Origin of the sequence: Geobacillus proteiniphilus (assembly GCF_001908025.1) — a bacterium.
Taxonomy (GTDB): Bacteria; Bacillota; Bacilli; order Bacillales; family Anoxybacillaceae; genus Geobacillus; species Geobacillus proteiniphilus.
Window position 1 is genome coordinate 1 of the sequence record NZ_MQMG01000067.1, and the last position, 15,335, is coordinate 15,335.

Annotated in this window: 21 protein-coding genes and 1 pseudogene; 9 read left to right on the top strand and 13 right to left on the bottom strand. The window is 52.6% G+C overall.

Going from position 1 to position 15,335, the window contains the following annotated elements; translation table 11 throughout:
- The 3 genes from BRO54_RS20275 to BRO54_RS16895 all read left to right on the top strand — a co-directional run.
- A partial coding sequence (locus BRO54_RS20275; RefSeq protein ID WP_204378356.1) for a hypothetical protein occupies positions 1–235 on the top strand: 235 nt, incomplete at its 5' end.
- Between the two features lie 358 nt (positions 236–593).
- A complete protein-coding gene (locus BRO54_RS16890; protein ID WP_074044685.1) occupies positions 594–884 on the top strand; it encodes a hypothetical protein in 291 nt (96 codons plus the stop codon).
- A 64-nt stretch (positions 885–948) separates the two neighbouring features.
- Positions 949–1,392: an Hsp20/alpha crystallin family protein gene (locus BRO54_RS16895; protein ID WP_011231631.1), complete on the top strand. Its 444-nt coding sequence runs from the start codon at positions 949–951 to the stop codon at positions 1,390–1,392.
- Between the two features lie 16 nt (positions 1,393–1,408).
- Here the strand turns inward: BRO54_RS16895 and BRO54_RS16900 are convergent, their stop codons facing one another.
- Genes BRO54_RS16900 through BRO54_RS16915 form a run of 4 tightly spaced genes read right to left on the bottom strand, consistent with a single transcriptional unit; the run spans position 1,409 to position 6,180 of the window.
- The gene (locus tag BRO54_RS16900; RefSeq protein WP_074044686.1) at positions 1,409–2,431 is read right to left on the bottom strand and encodes a LacI family DNA-binding transcriptional regulator; all 1,023 of its coding nucleotides are present in this window, start codon (positions 2,429–2,431) and stop codon (positions 1,409–1,411) included.
- 28 nt (positions 2,432–2,459) lie between these two features.
- Positions 2,460–4,010: a UDP-glucose--hexose-1-phosphate uridylyltransferase gene (gene galT, locus BRO54_RS16905; RefSeq protein WP_074044687.1), complete on the bottom strand. Its 1,551-nt coding sequence runs from the start codon at positions 4,008–4,010 to the stop codon at positions 2,460–2,462.
- Between the two features lie 2 nt (positions 4,011–4,012).
- The gene (galE, locus tag BRO54_RS16910) at positions 4,013–4,999 is read right to left on the bottom strand and encodes a UDP-glucose 4-epimerase GalE (RefSeq protein ID WP_074044688.1); all 987 of its coding nucleotides are present in this window, start codon (positions 4,997–4,999) and stop codon (positions 4,013–4,015) included.
- Positions 4,996–6,180: a galactokinase gene (locus BRO54_RS16915; protein ID WP_074044689.1), complete on the bottom strand. Its 1,185-nt coding sequence runs from the start codon at positions 6,178–6,180 to the stop codon at positions 4,996–4,998. Before BRO54_RS16915 ends, galE begins: the two co-directional genes overlap by 4 nt.
- 192 nt (positions 6,181–6,372) lie before the next feature.
- Between BRO54_RS16915 and BRO54_RS16920 the strand changes: the two genes are divergently transcribed.
- Positions 6,373–7,155, top strand: a complete 783-nt coding sequence (locus BRO54_RS16920) for an EcsC family protein (protein ID WP_074044690.1) — start codon at positions 6,373–6,375, stop codon at positions 7,153–7,155.
- Between the two features lie 66 nt (positions 7,156–7,221).
- Here the strand turns inward: BRO54_RS16920 and BRO54_RS16925 are convergent.
- The 7 genes and pseudogenes from BRO54_RS16925 to BRO54_RS20845 all read right to left on the bottom strand — a co-directional run.
- Positions 7,222–7,623 (bottom strand): annotated as a pseudogene (locus tag BRO54_RS16925) (GH36 C-terminal domain-containing protein); the annotation flags it as partial.
- Between the two features lie 150 nt (positions 7,624–7,773).
- Entirely contained in the window at positions 7,774–9,432 is a 1,659-nt protein-coding gene (locus tag BRO54_RS16930; protein ID WP_074044691.1) for a glycerol-3-phosphate dehydrogenase/oxidase, read from the bottom strand.
- 158 nt (positions 9,433–9,590) lie between these two features.
- Complete coding sequence (locus tag BRO54_RS16935; RefSeq protein ID WP_074044692.1) at positions 9,591–10,145, bottom strand: glycerol-3-phosphate responsive antiterminator; 555 nt, start codon at positions 10,143–10,145, stop codon at positions 9,591–9,593.
- Positions 10,146–10,160: 15 nt separating this feature from the next.
- Positions 10,161–10,316, bottom strand: a complete 156-nt coding sequence (locus tag BRO54_RS20135; protein ID WP_167367387.1) for a hypothetical protein — start codon at positions 10,314–10,316, stop codon at positions 10,161–10,163.
- A gap of 4 nt (positions 10,317–10,320) precedes the next feature.
- Positions 10,321–11,733: a HAMP domain-containing sensor histidine kinase gene (locus BRO54_RS16940; protein WP_074044693.1), complete on the bottom strand. Its 1,413-nt coding sequence runs from the start codon at positions 11,731–11,733 to the stop codon at positions 10,321–10,323.
- Positions 11,730–12,404, bottom strand: coding sequence for a response regulator transcription factor (locus BRO54_RS16945; protein ID WP_074044694.1), 675 nt, complete (start codon positions 12,402–12,404; stop codon positions 11,730–11,732). The genes BRO54_RS16940 and BRO54_RS16945 overlap by 4 nt, the downstream gene beginning before the upstream one ends.
- A gap of 188 nt (positions 12,405–12,592) precedes the next feature.
- Positions 12,593–12,715 (bottom strand): hypothetical protein, encoded by a 123-nt coding sequence (locus tag BRO54_RS20845; RefSeq protein WP_255781669.1) that lies wholly within the window; start codon positions 12,713–12,715, stop codon positions 12,593–12,595.
- Positions 12,716–12,949: 234 nt separating this feature from the next.
- Between BRO54_RS20845 and BRO54_RS16950 the strand changes: the two genes are divergently transcribed.
- The gene (locus BRO54_RS16950) at positions 12,950–13,414 is read left to right on the top strand and encodes an Hsp20/alpha crystallin family protein (protein WP_074044695.1); all 465 of its coding nucleotides are present in this window, start codon (positions 12,950–12,952) and stop codon (positions 13,412–13,414) included.
- A gap of 115 nt (positions 13,415–13,529) precedes the next feature.
- Here BRO54_RS16950 and BRO54_RS20140 read toward each other — a convergent pair whose 3' ends face one another.
- Entirely contained in the window at positions 13,530–13,667 is a 138-nt protein-coding gene (locus tag BRO54_RS20140; RefSeq protein ID WP_167367386.1) for a hypothetical protein, read from the bottom strand.
- 110 nt (positions 13,668–13,777) lie between these two features.
- Here BRO54_RS20140 and BRO54_RS16960 point away from each other — a divergent pair, with 110 nt between their 5' ends.
- Both BRO54_RS16960 and BRO54_RS16965 read left to right on the top strand, forming a co-directional pair.
- Positions 13,778–13,963 carry a hypothetical protein gene (locus BRO54_RS16960; protein WP_011231645.1) on the top strand — a complete coding sequence of 62 codons (186 nt, stop codon included), beginning with the start codon at positions 13,778–13,780 and terminating at the stop codon, positions 13,961–13,963.
- Positions 13,963–14,217, top strand: a complete 255-nt coding sequence (locus BRO54_RS16965; protein WP_011231646.1) for a sigma-G-dependent sporulation-specific acid-soluble spore protein CsgA — start codon at positions 13,963–13,965, stop codon at positions 14,215–14,217. The genes BRO54_RS16960 and BRO54_RS16965 overlap by 1 nt, the downstream gene beginning before the upstream one ends.
- Positions 14,218–14,300: 83 nt before the next feature.
- Here the strand turns inward: BRO54_RS16965 and BRO54_RS16970 are convergent, their stop codons facing one another.
- On the bottom strand, positions 14,301–14,642 hold the full coding sequence (locus BRO54_RS16970) for a YppG family protein (RefSeq protein WP_074044697.1): 342 nt from the start codon (positions 14,640–14,642) through the stop codon (positions 14,301–14,303).
- 194 nt (positions 14,643–14,836) lie between these two features.
- On the opposite strand from BRO54_RS16970, the gene BRO54_RS16975 reads away from it, so the two are divergent.
- Both BRO54_RS16975 and BRO54_RS20145 read left to right on the top strand, forming a co-directional pair.
- Positions 14,837–15,037 (top strand): YppF family protein, encoded by a 201-nt coding sequence (locus BRO54_RS16975; RefSeq protein ID WP_011231648.1) that lies wholly within the window; start codon positions 14,837–14,839, stop codon positions 15,035–15,037.
- Positions 15,038–15,156: 119 nt separating this feature from the next.
- Positions 15,157–15,327 carry a hypothetical protein gene (locus BRO54_RS20145; RefSeq protein WP_013144930.1) on the top strand — a complete coding sequence of 57 codons (171 nt, stop codon included), beginning with the start codon at positions 15,157–15,159 and terminating at the stop codon, positions 15,325–15,327.
- Positions 15,328–15,335 lie beyond the last annotated feature (8 nt).

Consider the following 15,335-nt stretch of genomic DNA (forward strand, 5'->3'; position numbering starts at 1 on the left):
TCAACTTTTCAGCTTCGGCTCGCCGCCGCTCAAGGTCAAATCACCTTCACCTTCGGGATGTGAACATCCCTCCAGGCGAAGAACATTTGCCCTTCGCGATCGCCAGGATGGCGATATTTCGCCGTTGCCCGCAGGACGCGGGCTGCCTTTAGGCGAAATTACGGCGCCTCAGCTTTTCTATCGCGCTTCGTTTCGTTCAGTTTTCAAGGAACAAGCTATCGGTTTTTTAACTTAACGACAAATGCTATTATAAACAAATCTTTCAAAATGTCAAGCGGTTGTTTTTTCGCTTTGTTCTTGCCGAGTTTATCTTGTCGCGGCAATATTTTATTATACTCGTCATTCATTGTTTGTCAACCATATTTTTGATTGTTTCATTGCCGTTTGCTTCTTGGCATTGCACTGTCGCGAAACGGCGATTTTGATTATATTACGACCAGCTTTTCATGTCAACTGGAATTTTCACCTACAGCATCACAAATCGATCCCTGTAATAAACGTCTCCATCAATTATAATGCCTGTAATCGTCGCTTACATCAACTATAATCATGGTAAGAAAAAAAACAACCCATCAAAGGAGGAACCAGCTGCAATGAATATTCCGTTTTCCGCTTTGCTTGACGCCTACCGCCGCCTTTGGCCGAACCGATCGCTAGCGGCCGGACCGCTTGATGAACAAGAAAGCCAAACTCTTTTGTATGAAACGATAAGGCAAGAGCTGCGCGATGAATGGACGCATCCGCGCGTGCGGCAATCGTCCGAAGTGAAGTTTTATTACGCCGTTAAGCGGGTGGCCGCCTCTGACTTACCGGATGGCATGAAAGTAGCACTCATTCAAGCGTATTTGACGGTGATGGAACAATTGCAAGCCAATCATACATAAAACAGACGAATCCGGTTCACACTACTGAGCGAAAAAACATTTCTTGTTAAGGAGGATGGCAGTTATGGCGTTAATTCCGTATGACCCGTTCCGGCACTTGGAATCGATTCGCCGGGATATGAACCGCTTTTTTGCTAGTGATTTTCCATCGCTGTTCACTCATATGGATGAGCAGCACTGGATGCCGCGCATCGACATGCATGAAACGGCCAACGAATACGTCGTTTCGTGCGACTTGCCGGGGCTGGAGCGGAAAGAGGATGTGCACATTGACGTGCAGAACAACATGTTGACCATCAGCGGCACGATTCAACGCCACCACGATGTAAGAGAAGAACAAATGCACCGGCGCGAACGCTTCTTCGGGCGCTTCCAACGTTCGATCACCCTGCCGGCGGATGCGGCGACGGAAAACATTCGCGCGACGTACAAAAACGGCGTGCTTGACATTCATATCCCGAAAACAACGACAGGAACGAAAAAACGCGTTGATATCGAGTTCCATTAATACGGAAGGGAGCGGCTTATCGACCGCTCCCCTTTTCGTTGCCCTCGCTGCTGGCGCGGATGACGAGCTCTGTCGGCACGACGACCTTTTTGCAAATCGCTCGTTTCGTCGTCAACCGTTCGATGAGCAGCTCAACCGCTGTTTCACCCATAAATTCTGTGTATACTTTCACCGTCGAAAGCGGCGGGTGAAGAAATGCTGCCGTCGGAATATCATTGAATCCGACAATCGCCGCCTCTTCCGGAACAGCGATCCCGGCTTCATGCAGCGCACGCAGGGCGCCAATCGCCATCGAATCACTGGCAATGAAAAACGCCGTCGGCAAGTCGCCGCCTGAAACAGCCTCTTTCATCAGCCGATAGCCATCTTCAGCAGTGAAGGCACCGATCCATACATAGCGGGAATCATACAGCCCTTTGACATACAAATATTCGTAAAACGCCGCTTCGCGCTCATCGCGGATCGGCGTTTCCCCGTCGACATATTCACGGCCGCCGATATAGCCAATTTTCGTATGCCCCAACCGAAGCAAATAATCAAGCACCGTCACCGTCGCTTGACGCAAGTCGATGACGACTGAATCAAACCGATGCTCATCAGGCGAACAGTCGACAAACACAATTTGTTTGGCCCCGGCGGCAAAAACCTCGACTTCCTTCGGCCCGAATTTTCCGACGGCGATGATGCCATCGAGCGCCTCCATCCGTTCGATCGGATAGGCGCCGTGCTGTTTAAACAATTTGACGAGTTCGATGCCGCGGTCAAAACACTCTTTTTCCACTCCGAGGCGAATCGCCATATAATATGGGTCATCGATTTCCTGGCGCTCCGAATACCAGTGAATGAGCCCGAAGCGAAACGATTCGCGCGCTTGCTGGCTTCGTTCCCGCAATGTTTTGTAGTTCAGCTCTTGGGCGACTTCAAAAATGCGCCTTCTCGTTTCATCGGAAACGGACAGCGTCGCATCGTAATTGAGCACGCGCGACACCGTCGCAACCGATACGCCGACTTTTTCCGCAATTTCTTTTAACGTGGCCATAGTCTGTTTGAATTCCCTTCCTTATGTTTCATAATGAAGCGCGTTTTTCGCTGCGTTTATACAAAGACATGCGCTCCACAGCGTGCTGCATAAAGCGGCGAAACGCGTCCTTCCCTCGCTTGTCCCGCTTAAACACCCCGGCATGTTCCAACACGGTCACAAACCGTTGTCCGACTTCGTGCCGCAAAATGTCATGGACGTTGTCCTTCGTGATGTCCGGATAGGCCGAGCGAATGGCTTCGCACCAATCCCAATGTTTATGCATCGACTCGTCCCAGTCTTCTTTTTTTGTCCGATGCACGAGATAATCGGCCAGCGTCTCCAGTTCCGCGGCAAGCCGTGCCGGCAGCACCGCCAGCCCCATCACTTCGATCAAGCCGATATTTTCTTTTTTAATATGATGCAATTCTTCATGCGGATGGAAAATGCCGTACGGATGTTCCGCTGACGTCCGATTGTTGCGCAAAACGATGTCCAACTCAAACAAATCGCCGCGCCGCCGGGCGATCGGGGTGATCGTGTTATGCGGAACATCGCCGCTGTAGGCCATAATCTCGACACTTGGGTCGCTGTACGTCCGCCATGTTTCATACAAAAAGGCAGCCGCATCCAACACATCCTCTTTCGGTCCAGTCAAACGGATGACGGACATCGGCCAGCGCACAATGCCGGCTGTGACCGACGGAAACGATGGAAGCGGGATACACTCTTCGATCTCCGCCTTTTCCATCGCAAACGTATAGCACCCGCCTTGGAAATGGTCATGCACTAAAATCGAGCCGCCGACAATCGGTAAATCGGCGTTCGAGCCAATGAAATAGTGCGGGAACTTTTCGACGAAATCGAGCAAACGCTCAAGCGTCTTCCGCTCCATTTTCATCGGCACGTGTTCGGCGTGGAAGACGATGCAATGTTCATTATAGTACACGTAGGGAGAATATTGGAAATACCACTGTTCATCCAATAACGTGATCGGGATGACACGGTGATTGGAACGGGCTGGATGACGCCACGTTCCTTCATACCCTTCGTTTTCTTTGCATAATACACATTTTGGATACGAGGATGACGGCATCTCTTTTAATTTGGCGATTTCCTTCGGGTCTTTTTCTGGCTTCGCCAAGTTAATGGTGATATCCAATTCTCCATAGATTGTTGACACTTTCCAGTGCTGATTGTTGGCGATGCGCGCCGTTTGAATGTAATTGGACGTTTGGCTCAACGAATAAAACCAGTCCGTCGCCTCCTGCGGGTCGCGGCGGTACCGCTCGTAAAAGGCGCGGATCACTTCCGACGGCCGCGGCATGACGCAGTCCATCAGTCTCGCATCCCATATATCGCGCTCGGTCGTTGTATTCGTTTCCAACAATCCTTGTTCATACGCCCAATCAATCATAGCGTCCAATACCGGGGCCGGCGAGGCCAAGGGAACGTCCTTGACCTCGGCCGGCTGCCATTCCGTGAGTCGGAGCGTTGCCAGCAGGCGGTTGCGCGCGTACACAACATCTTCCGGCGCTAAAAGGCCGCGTTGCTCGGCATAACGGATCAGTTGTTCAATCGCCGCAAAAATCGTTTCCATGTTTACACACCCCGATAGCCGTTTGGCCGCGCTTGATGCCATTCCCATGCCGACGCGACGATATCCGTAATGGACGGGTATTTCGGCTCCCAGCCGAGCTCGCGCTTTGCTTTTTCCGATGAAGCGACAAGTCTCGCTGGATCGCCCAGGCGCCGCGACATGACGCGGGCTGGAATCGGATGCCCGGTCACTTGCCGCGCCGCTTCGATGACTTCTTTGACGCTAAATCCATTTCCGTTGCCTAAATTGTATACATCGCTGTCTGCCCCGCTCCGCAATTTCTCGAGCGCCAGCCAATGGGCATCGACGAGATCAAGCACATGAATGTAGTCGCGGATGCACGTGCCGTCGGGCGTGTCGTAGTCATCACCGAAAATGGAAATTTCCTCGCGCTGGCCAAGCGGCACTTTTAAAATCAATGGAATAAGATGCGTCTCCGGGTTGTGGTCCTCACCGATTGTCGTGCCGTACGCCCCGGCGACATTAAAGTAGCGGAGCGAAATCGAGCGGATGCCATAGGCGCGGTCCGCCCATTTCATCATTTTTTCCATCGCCAGCTTCGTTTCTCCATACGCGTTCGTCGGTTCCGTCGGGTCGGTTTCGACGATCGGGATTTGTTTCGGCTCCCCATACACCGCGGCGGTTGAAGAAAAGACGATTTGCTTGACGCCGAACTCCTTCATCACTTCAAGCAACACTTGTGTGCCGTACACATTGTTGTCGTAATATTTCAGCGGCTCTTCCATGCTTTCGCCGACCAATGAGTTCGCCGCAAAATGAATGACCGCCTCAATGTCGTGCTGGCGAAACACCTCGCGCAAAAAATCGCGGTCGCGAATATCGCCTTGGCAAAACACCGCATCAGGGTGAACCGCCTCCCGGTGCCCCGTCTGCAAGTTATCCACCACGACCACGCGCTCCCCTTTTTCAAGCAGACGGTACACCGCATGGCTGCCGATATACCCTGCCCCTCCGCAAACCAAAATCATCGGCTCATCTCCTCCAGTTCCGTGAGTTCTCTCGCCCCGTCACCAACTTCAACGACATAAAAGCTTGCTTCATAACCGATTTTTTCGGCATACGCTTTTCCGACCCGTTCAATGAAATCTTGAACGCATGCCTTTTTCACAATGTTCACCGTGCAGCCGCCGAATCCTGCTCCGGTCATGCGCGCCCCGACCGTTCCTTCGTGCGACCATGCCGCTTCAACGAGCGTATCGAGTTCAACGCCTGTCACTTCGTAATCATTGCGCAGCGACAAATGCGACTGTTTCATCAACTCGCCAAAGCGGATCATGTCTCCGCGCTCAAGCGCCCGGGCGGCTTCAAGAGTCCGCTCGTTTTCCGTCACCGCATGGCGGGCCCGTTTTTGTTCAAACGGGGAAAGAAGATGTTCATAACGGGCCAGCTCTGCGCTTGTCAGCTCGCCGAGCGAGGCGATGTTCCGCACGCTTTGCAGCTTCGCGAGCGCCGCCTCGCACGTCGCCCGCCGCTCGTTGTACGCCGAGTCCGCCAAGCCACGCTTTTTGTTTGTGTTCGCGATGACAATCGAACAATCGTTGAGCACGAGCGGCAAATAGCGGTACTCGAGCGTCTGGCAGTTTAATAGAATGGCGCAATCTTGTTTCCCCATGCCGACGGCAAACTGATCCATAATGCCGCAATTGACGCCAACGTATTTATTTTCTACGGTTTGGCTCATTTTCACAAGTTCTAGTTGGTCAAGCCCGCACCTGAACAGTTCGTTGAGCATGACCGCGGTCACGAGCTCAATCGACGCGGATGACGACAGTCCTGCGCCGTTCGGGATCGTGCCGTAATACAAAATGTCCAATCCGGTCTCCAGCGGGCTGAGCGCTTGAAACGCAGCCAAGATCCCTTTCGGGTAGTTCGCCCAGCCGTGCTCGCTCCGGTATGACAAGTCGTCATACGGCACGGTGATGACGCCGGTTTCTGGAAAATTTTTCGAGTACAGTCTAACAAGCGGTTCTGTCGTTGGCCGGACAAGCGCATACGTGCCGATCTCGAGCGCGCACGGCAGCACATGCCCGCCGTTGTAATCCGTATGCTCGCCGATCAAATTGACGCGGCCGGGGGCGAAAAAGACGCGGATGCCTTCGCCCAAGCCGCCGAAAAGCTCGGTAAATTGCTGTTTTAAGGTTGTGATCATGAAGGGGCCTCCTTAAGGTCATCTTATGATAAATATTTTAGTTAAAATTTTACTATTCGTCAATGAAAAACTCCTACTTTGTTGTTTGTTCATGACTGCAGGCTTCTTGTCAGAAACAAAATGCCCTCCTCGTCCGTATAATTCGTTAAAATCAACCTATCCTAAACATAAGAATGAACAGGAGGCCCAAACATGGACGCCAAACTGCAGCTACAAAAAGAGTTAAAGAAAATCGAACATTGGGAACACTCCCAAAAAGACCTATGGTTTTGGGAAAAGCTCGGCCGCTTGCCGTTTCAAGTGCTTGATAAGCTGACGCCAAAAGTCGTCCATCGAAAACTCGGGCAGCTGCTTGATGAGTTGGGCAGCTATATTCAAAGCGGCGGGCAATATTTAGTGAATGAAGAGAAAATATTCACTCGGCTCGGGGTATCGTCGCTTGCGCAAGTGCCGCACTTGCCGCTTGAGACGATGGACCGCGTTTGCGACGAGTTGATCGATGCGCGAGTGACGTTCGCCCAGCTGCAAGGGGCGGCAACTGGAATTGGCGGGGCGCTGACGCTGGCGGCAGACATTCCGGCGCTGCTCGGCTTGGCGCTGAAAACGCTGCAAGAGATCGCCATCGTGTACGGATACGATCCGAAGGAAAAAGAGGAGCGCGTGTTTGTCGTCAAATGCCTGCAGTTTGCCGCGGCGGACATCGTCGGGAAAAAAGCGATTTTGGACGAGCTTTCGTCGTTCTCCAATGAACGCGGGCGCGTCTTTTCCGAGCTGCAAGGCTGGCGGGAAGTGATGATGACGTTCCGCGACCAATACGGGTGGAAAAAGCTGTTTCAAGCCTTTCCGATCATCGGTGTCATTTTCGGTTCGCTGTTTAACAAATCGTTTATGGAAGACATCGCTGAAACCGGGAAGATGCTCTATCGGAAGCGTCGCATCATCGAGAAGCTCAAACAGTTTGAACCCGATGTCTAGACGACATCGGGTTCAATTCGTTTACGGCTGGTGCATAGGCTCGAGCGACAGCATCCCTTCTTATCGTTAAACGGCTTTCAACCGCCACATCATGCTGACAAAATCACCAGAGCGGTACGGCAAGGCCACTCCGGCATACATCAGCTCGTCGCCGCCGTAAACGCCAAGGCCCTCGATTTCGTAGTCTTTATTCGGGTCAAGCCCTTTGAGGCGCAGGTATGACAGCGGGGCGTTTGCTTCAGCCAAAACGCGGAAATAGGCGACGAGCGCTTCCGAGCGGTCGGCAGAGACGAACATCCACGCCGCCTCGTTGCCTTCAAACGGGCTTAGCAGTCGATAAAACGTGCCGAACTGGACAAGGCGGCGCACGTCTTTGTAAAACGCGACTTGTTGCTTAATCATTTGTTTTTCTGTTTCCGTCAATTTCGTGATATCGAGCTCATAGCCGAAGTTGTCTGCAAATGAAACTGCTTCGTTTGCGGATTGTATGTAACCGCCATCCTCTTCCCTCACTTTGATTTTTTATTTAAATTTTACTTAATTTTTACGAAAAAATCTATCAAAAAAGCGCCCGGATGAGGGCGCACATATTTCTTATACCCATTTGTTCATAATCCGCTAATCCTGATCCTTCTCCTCCAATACCGCTCGTCGCAGTTCCTTGTCGAGTTCTTTCTCATACATGTCCCGCTCTTCCCCCGTCCACCCCAAATACCGCGCCATAAACGCCATGACCGCCTCTTTCTCCCGCCGGACAGAATCAATATTAAACAACAGCGCCCCGGTGCGGCGGATGAAGTAGTCGACCGGTTTGGCCGCCATTTCTTCCTCAATGGCGTAGACGAGGCGGATGAACGTTTCGCGCGTTAAGCCAGATGAACGGTCGTATTGCTGGCTTAAAGCAAACAGCCGGTCGACATTTGTGCCGTATTGTCTCGCCAGCCGCGCTCCCGCTTCTTTCGTCAATCCATAGCGCACCGCTTCTTCCGCTTTTTCGGCGATGAAGGCAGGGAGGCGGTGCGAGCCGCCGACATCGCCGCCGGAAATCGGCAATTGTTTCGTCCGACATGGCCGAAACACTTTTCCTTCTTCTTTCTCCAGCTGCTTGGCGACAAGATCGACGACGGTCTCGGCCATTTTCCGGTAGCCGGTCAGTTTGCCGCCGGCGATCGTAATGAGGCCGGATGGCGATGTCCAAATCTCGTCTTTGCGGGAAATTTCCGACGGGTTTTTCCCTTCTTCATAAATGAGCGGACGGACGCCAGCCCAGCTCGACTCGACGTCGTCGGCAGTGATGCCAACCGAAGGGAACATGTAGCGGATCGCTTTTAGTAAGTAGTTGCGGTCTTCTTCCGTCATCGCCGGATGAGCCGGGTCGCCGTCGTAAAACGTATCAGTCGTGCCGACATACGTTTTCCCATCCCGCGGAATGGCAAACACCATCCGGCCGTCCGGGGTGTCAAAATAGACCGCCTGCTTGAGCGGAAACCGCTTTTGGTCGATGACGATATGGACGCCTTTTGTCAGCCGGAGCCGCTTGCCGGTTTTCGATCCGTCTTTGTCGCGCAGCACATCGACCCACGGTCCGGCGGCATTGACGACTTTTTTGGCGCGGATGTCATACAGGAGGCCGCCGAGCATATCGCGGCAGCGGGCGCCGATGATGCGGCCGCGCTCGTCATACAAAAACTGTTCGGCTTTTACGTAGTTGACGGCGTCGACGCCAAGCTCGACCGCTTTTTTGATCACTTCGATCGTCAAGCGGGCATCGTCGGTCCGATACTCGACGTAATAGCCGCCGCCGATCAGGCCGTCGCGCTTTAAGAGCGGCTCTTTTTCCAACGTCTGCCAGGCATCAAGCATCGTGCGCCGCTCGCTTTGCTTGACGCCAGCCAACCGGTCATACAGCCAAAGGCCGAGCGACGTGCTCCATTTGCCGAACGTCCCGCCGCGGTAAATGGGCAGCAACATCCACTCCGGTGTGGTGACGTGCGGGCCGTTTTCATACACAATCGCCCGTTCGCGCCCGACTTCGGCGACAAGCTTCACCTCGAACTGCTTCAAGTAGCGCAAGCCGCCGTGAACGAGTTTCGTCGACCGGCTTGACGTTCCGGCGGCAAAATCTTGCATCTCGACAAGCGCCACCGTCATGCCGCGCGAGATGGCGTCAAGGGCGATGCCAGAGCCGGTGATCCCTCCCCCGATGATCAGAAGATCATATTGTTTTTCGTTCATCGCTTGAAGAACATCGCTCCGCTGTTTGCTTGAAAACGCCATGCATGATTCCTCCTTTGAAAAAGACAAAAAGAGACCATTGCAAACACGATAAGCCTTTCGCCTACCATGCATGCATGGTCTCTCCCTGTCTCCTGACTGATGATTAACTTGTTACCTTTATTGTAGCAGACTGCAGCCGATTTGGCCAGCTCAACGCATTATCCATTGTAGTGGCGCCATAATGTTTCGTTTGACGTCGTCACCGCCGCCGCGCCGGCTTCTAGCGCCCGCTCGACGTCGTCGGGGGTGCGGATGAGCCCGCCGGCGTAAATCGGTTTCCCGGTCCGTTCTTTCACTTCGCGGATGATGTGCGGCATGGCGCCCGGGATGACTTCAATGCAATCCGGATTCGTTTTGGCGATCAGCTGGTAGCTTTTCTCTAAAGCGTGGGAATCGAGCAAAAAGATGCGTTGCACGGCCAAGACGCGTTTTTGACGCGCCTTCATAATGACGCCCGCTTTCGTGGAAATGAGGCCATGAGGGCGGAACTCTTGGCAAAGGTATTCCGCCGCATGTTCATCATGACTCAGCCCTTGCACCAAGTCGACGTGAATGATCAACTCCTTGCCATGCCGGCGCGCATAGGCAAAGATGCTTTTTAACTGGGCAATATGCACCTCAAGCAACACGCCGACCGTGTAACCGCTTGACAAAAAGGCGTCAAATTGCTTCATCGTTTTGATGGCCGGAATGATGCGCTGTTTCACTTCCATTTTCTTTTCCTCGATTCATCCTCTCATTTTGTCGATCTCATCTAAGCATGACAGTGACATCATGGTTCGCGGTTTGCATGTCGCGATTTTCACCCCGCGCTTGCGGAACTTTTCGACGACATGATGAATCGCCTTTTTGCCCGCTGTCTCTTCTTCGTGAAGATGCCCCATCATTTCACGCCCCTCTCTCCTGCTTCGCTTTCGGAATGGCAAGCTCGACCGTCGTTCCTTGGCCAACTTCGCTTTTGATGACAATTTGTCCGCCGTATTTATCGATGATCTCCTTGGCGATCGAAAGGCCGAGCCCGGCGCCGCCTTGTTCGCGGCTGCGCGCTTTGTCGACGCGGTAAAAGCGCAAAAAAACGTTTTTCAGCTCTTCTTTCGGAATGCCGATTCCATAATCGCGGATGGACACGATGACAAACGGCCCTTCCTCACGCAAGGAAACCACGATTTGTTTCATTCGTTGAGAATATTTTACCGCATTGTCAAGCAAAATGAACAGCAGTTGTTCAAAATGATGTTTCGCCATCGCCATGCGCGCGAGCGGCTTCTCCGGCTGGTCAATCAGAAATTGAAAATCCGGATGCAAGACGCGAAAGTTTTTGACGACTTGTCCGACAGCCGCCGCAGCATCCATCGGCACGATCTCATCCGGCACCGTAATCGCCTCGGCGCGCGATAAGTCAAGGAGCTCAAGAACGAGCCGCTTCAGCCGCTCCGCCTCTTTCACCGCCGCTTCGAGCGATTCTTCTAAAATCTCTGGATTGTGCTTTCCCCATCGCTGCAGCAACGAAAGATGGCCTTGCAAAATGGCGAGCGGCGTGCGCAGTTCATGGGACGCATCCTCGACAAATTGCCGCTGCATGGCGAACGACCGCTCAATTTCATCCATCATGCCGTTGAACATCACCATCAATTCTGAGATTTCATCGCGCGTCGGAGGCACATCAATGCGCCGTTTCAGCCCGTTGTTTTTAATGTCCGCCATCGTTTTAGCCAGCGTTTGCAGCGGCCGGACGAAACTTTGCGCCACGAACCGGCCGGCGAGAGCGCTTGCCGCCATGGCCAAAAAGCCGATCGCCGTCATGATGAGAAAGAGCGTGTTGGTCACTTGTTGGAACCTCGCCAGCCGACGGGCGATTTCGATCGTTCCATGCAATTGGCCAATATGAAGCGGCTGGCGGAGCAGCAAAAACCGTTCATTGTTGATGAAATGCTCATCCATTTTCCGCTTGTCGGGCATCTCGCTTGGCGATAGCGACACCGCCGCCCCGTTTGAAACGGAGACGATGACGTTTCCTTTCTCATCCGTGACGCGAATGAGCTGGTAGCGTTCATTCAGCTTTTCCAAAAACGCGCGGCTGCGGCGAATAGCCTCCCATGATACATTACGTTTTTCCGCGTAATATGTTTCAATTTCCGCCACCGTTTGCTCCATCGTTTTTTCTTCTTCCTTCAGCAGCCATTGTTTGACCATATGATATTGCAAAAACGTAAACACAAAATACGTAATGAAAATCGCCCCGGCAGACAAAACGGTCAGCTTCCCTTTCAGCGAAAGCCGGCGAATAGCCTCCCGCTTCATGGCCGCATCACATATCCCGTGCCGCGCACCGTTTGGATATACCGCTCTTTATCGTGTTCGTCAAGCTTTTGCCGCAAGTAGCGGACATACACATCGACGACGTTCGTCTCGACCTCGGCATCAAATCCCCACACTTTGTCAAGCAACGTATCGCGCGTCAAGACGACATTGATGTTTTGCATAAATGCGACGAGCAAATCGTATTCGCGCCTCGTCAATTCAATAAACTCATCTCCTTTTTTCACCGTGCGCGCCTGCACATCAACGACTAAATCTTTAAACGTCAGCACTTGGCCGTCCGATTCAGGATGAACGCGGCGAAACAAGGCGCGGATGCGGGCGAGCAGCTCTTCAATGGCAAACGGTTTGACAATGTAGTCATCAGCCCCGTTATCGAGCCCCATAACGCGGTCAAACACACTGTCGCGCGCTGTGATCATAATGATCGGCGTCGATTTCGCCGCCCGGATGCGGCGGCATACTTCCATGCCATTTAAACGTGGCAGCATGACATCAAGCAAAATGAGATCCCACTGCTCAGAAAGAGCGAGCTCGAGCCCTTCGCGCCCATCGGCGCATACATGCACGTCAAAGCCTTCGTGCGTCAAATCAAGCTCCAAAAACCGGGCCAGCCCGGCCTCATCTTCAATCAATAAAACACGTCCGTTCATCAGTTGCTCCTCCTCTCTTGTGGCTGTTGCTGCTTCCACCTTTATACATCCCCGGTTTCTTTCGTTTTATTTTTACTATACACAACAAAAAGCCCGCCGCCAACGGCGATCAGCGGGCGAAAGAGAGCGGACCGCCGTTGGCGGCTGCCCTGAAAAGCGCGCCGTCAAAAAGCGGTCCGGCCAACCGTTCATGAATGGCGGTCAACGATCCAATCAACAACGGCTTGAACGATTTCAAACACTTGATAAGAGAGAAGCGACACGGCTGTTCCAGAAAAAAACAATGTCACCAGCCAATGAACCCAATGCATCGCGCCATCCCTCCTCCCGCCGCCGGGCAACCCGCAGCGTTATTGATGTGCATCTCATGGATGGTGATGTCATTATATTCCATCTGGATTAAAATAAGATGAAAACTCCCTAAAAAAGCATGGAGTAGCTTTTTTTGCGCTCCGTACATACATTGACAGTGAATCGCCTTGCCAATCGGCAGCGTCTCGACAGAGCCATTTCGCTGTTTTGGAAAAGAAAGGGAGGGAAGCGCAATGAATGAATCGTTTCAACCGCCAGCCAGCGGGGGAGGCCACCACCCGTTCCATCATTTGCGGAAAATGATGAATCAATGGTTTGATGAACGGCCGCTGCAAAAACTGTTTGAAACGCTCGATGACTATTTCGCACAAACGTTTGCTGCAGCGTACATTCCGATCGAGGTGAAAGAGACGAAGCACGATTACCAAATCATGGTCCGGCTGCCTGATATCAAGAGGGAACAAATCAGCTTGCAATGGCAGGAAGATGGGCTGCAACTGATCGTCGATCACAATGAAACAATTGAATCGGCAGATCATCACGGCCATGTATACGAACGCCGCCACGCCCGGCGGCGCGTGGCGCGGCTGATTCCGTTTCCGTATCCGGTCGCTGAGCATGAGGTGAAAGCCTCGTTTCAAAATGGGACGCTCACCATCCAGCTGCCGCAAAAGCGGAAATATATCGATATCGATTGAGGACGATCCAGCCTGTGTGTGCATTCAAAAACCATTTTGGCAACGGCCAGCGCCGCGCTTGGGCGTGAAACAAGCCGTTCCCTGCATGGGGAGCGGCTTGTTTCTCGTCCAGCTTCTATTGTTTATCAGGAGAAGTCCCGGAGCGGCTGACGGCTTCCGACACTTCTTTTTTGGTCACCCATTCGTTGGCGATTTCCTCGCGGTTGTTCGTGTATTTGTTTTTCCGCTTCCGGTTGTCGTTGCGGTCTGTCACCGCCATCACCCCCTTATTGTTTGCCATTCGCTTGCCTTGCCGCGGCCAAAACGATGCATACATACTTTCTCGGCTGACAAGCTACGCTACTGATAGGAGGTGCAAAACGAATGGCGAAACTGCCCGATTTCAAACAATTGAACGACCGACTGATCAACGAGCCGTCGGATGAGCCGATGCTTGTCATCAAAACAAACCTCGACCCGGACCGCGTGACGGAAGAAAATCCGTACGTCCAAGGCCGCACAAACACAAGCAAAGAGTTTGTCTCTTTTTTTGAAGGGGGCGGACGATGATGGAACAAACACTCGCTTACTTGCGCGAAGTGCTGTCCAACTATTTGGATCACCACGGCGACACCCCAAAACGCATTTACAAAAAACTGATCAGCAAACCATACCGAGGCGAAGGGGAATTTGTCCGCGACTTGACGCAAGAAGAAAGCGCCTTTTTGGACCGCATTTTGCCCCATGAAATCCGCTATGCGATGGATGAGCGCGATTATGAGCGCGTGTATCAGCTCAATGAAGTGTATGAGTTGCTCATTTGACAACGTGCAAACCGCTCCCCGTGCAAACGGCGGAGCGGTTTCCCTTTTTCAAGCGCGCTCGACCGTCGCGCCATGACGCGGTTTCATTTTTTAAACGTACCGAGCAACCCTTTCAACATGCCGTTCACTTGATTGACCGTATTGATCATTTGCCCCACCGTGCTCATCATTTTGTTGATATCGTACGTTCCGTCGTTGTTTTTAAACTGGGCGAGAAACGACGGGCGCGGCGGCAAAAGCGGCCCTGGCTTTGGATACGGCATCGGATACGAGGGAGGCGCGGCATGGCCGTACGGAAGATGAGGCCAGTGAACCGGCGCCGATGGGAAGGATGAAACCCCATAGTGAAAATAAGGACTATAATGGCCGCCTGAGCCGTATGGTCCATAAACCGGCGGCGAAACTGGGCGCGGATAACGGTGCATGTCTCCTCTCCCCCATGTTTGATAATCGATTCCCCCTAGGCTAAGGAGGCGAGCTGCCACTAGTATATGTGCAAACGCCTGACGACGTGTACGGACATGTCACCTCTTGTCGGAAGTTTTAATTTTCCGAAATCACTCTTTCTTCCTATTTTCATGGTACGATGTAAAAAAGGGGGAAGGGGGAAAAGCATCGAATGAACGTGACGGAGTTAAAGCATAAGTTTATGGCGGTCAAACATTGCGAACCGGCTGAGGCGAACGAACTGCTTGATTTTGCCCGCCGTCTGTATTTGCGCGGGGAAATTTCGCTCGCCGAGTACCGCGATCTCGTGCGTGAGCTCGAAAAAGCCGGCGCCTCTCAGCCGGATGAAGCAGGGGAATACGCTGGGCTGTAGGACGATGAGGGAGCTTTTCCCTTCTTTTTTTGCCCCTGTTCCTCAAGACGCATAAAAAACGATGTTTCTTCCCACCCTAAAGAGGCAAGAGGAATTGTCGTACAAGGGGGGGATTGGCGATGGGTCGAGGTGTCCATTTTAACCATAAATTGAAAGGCCATGACCATGAAAAGCCGAAACATGGAAAACCAGCGCCGCCCAAGCATACTGAGCGGGTCGAATACGAGATCAACACCGTCGCTACTGCAGAAGGCGGCCCGGTCTCGATCACGACAGGCAAAGACACATAAAACAAAAA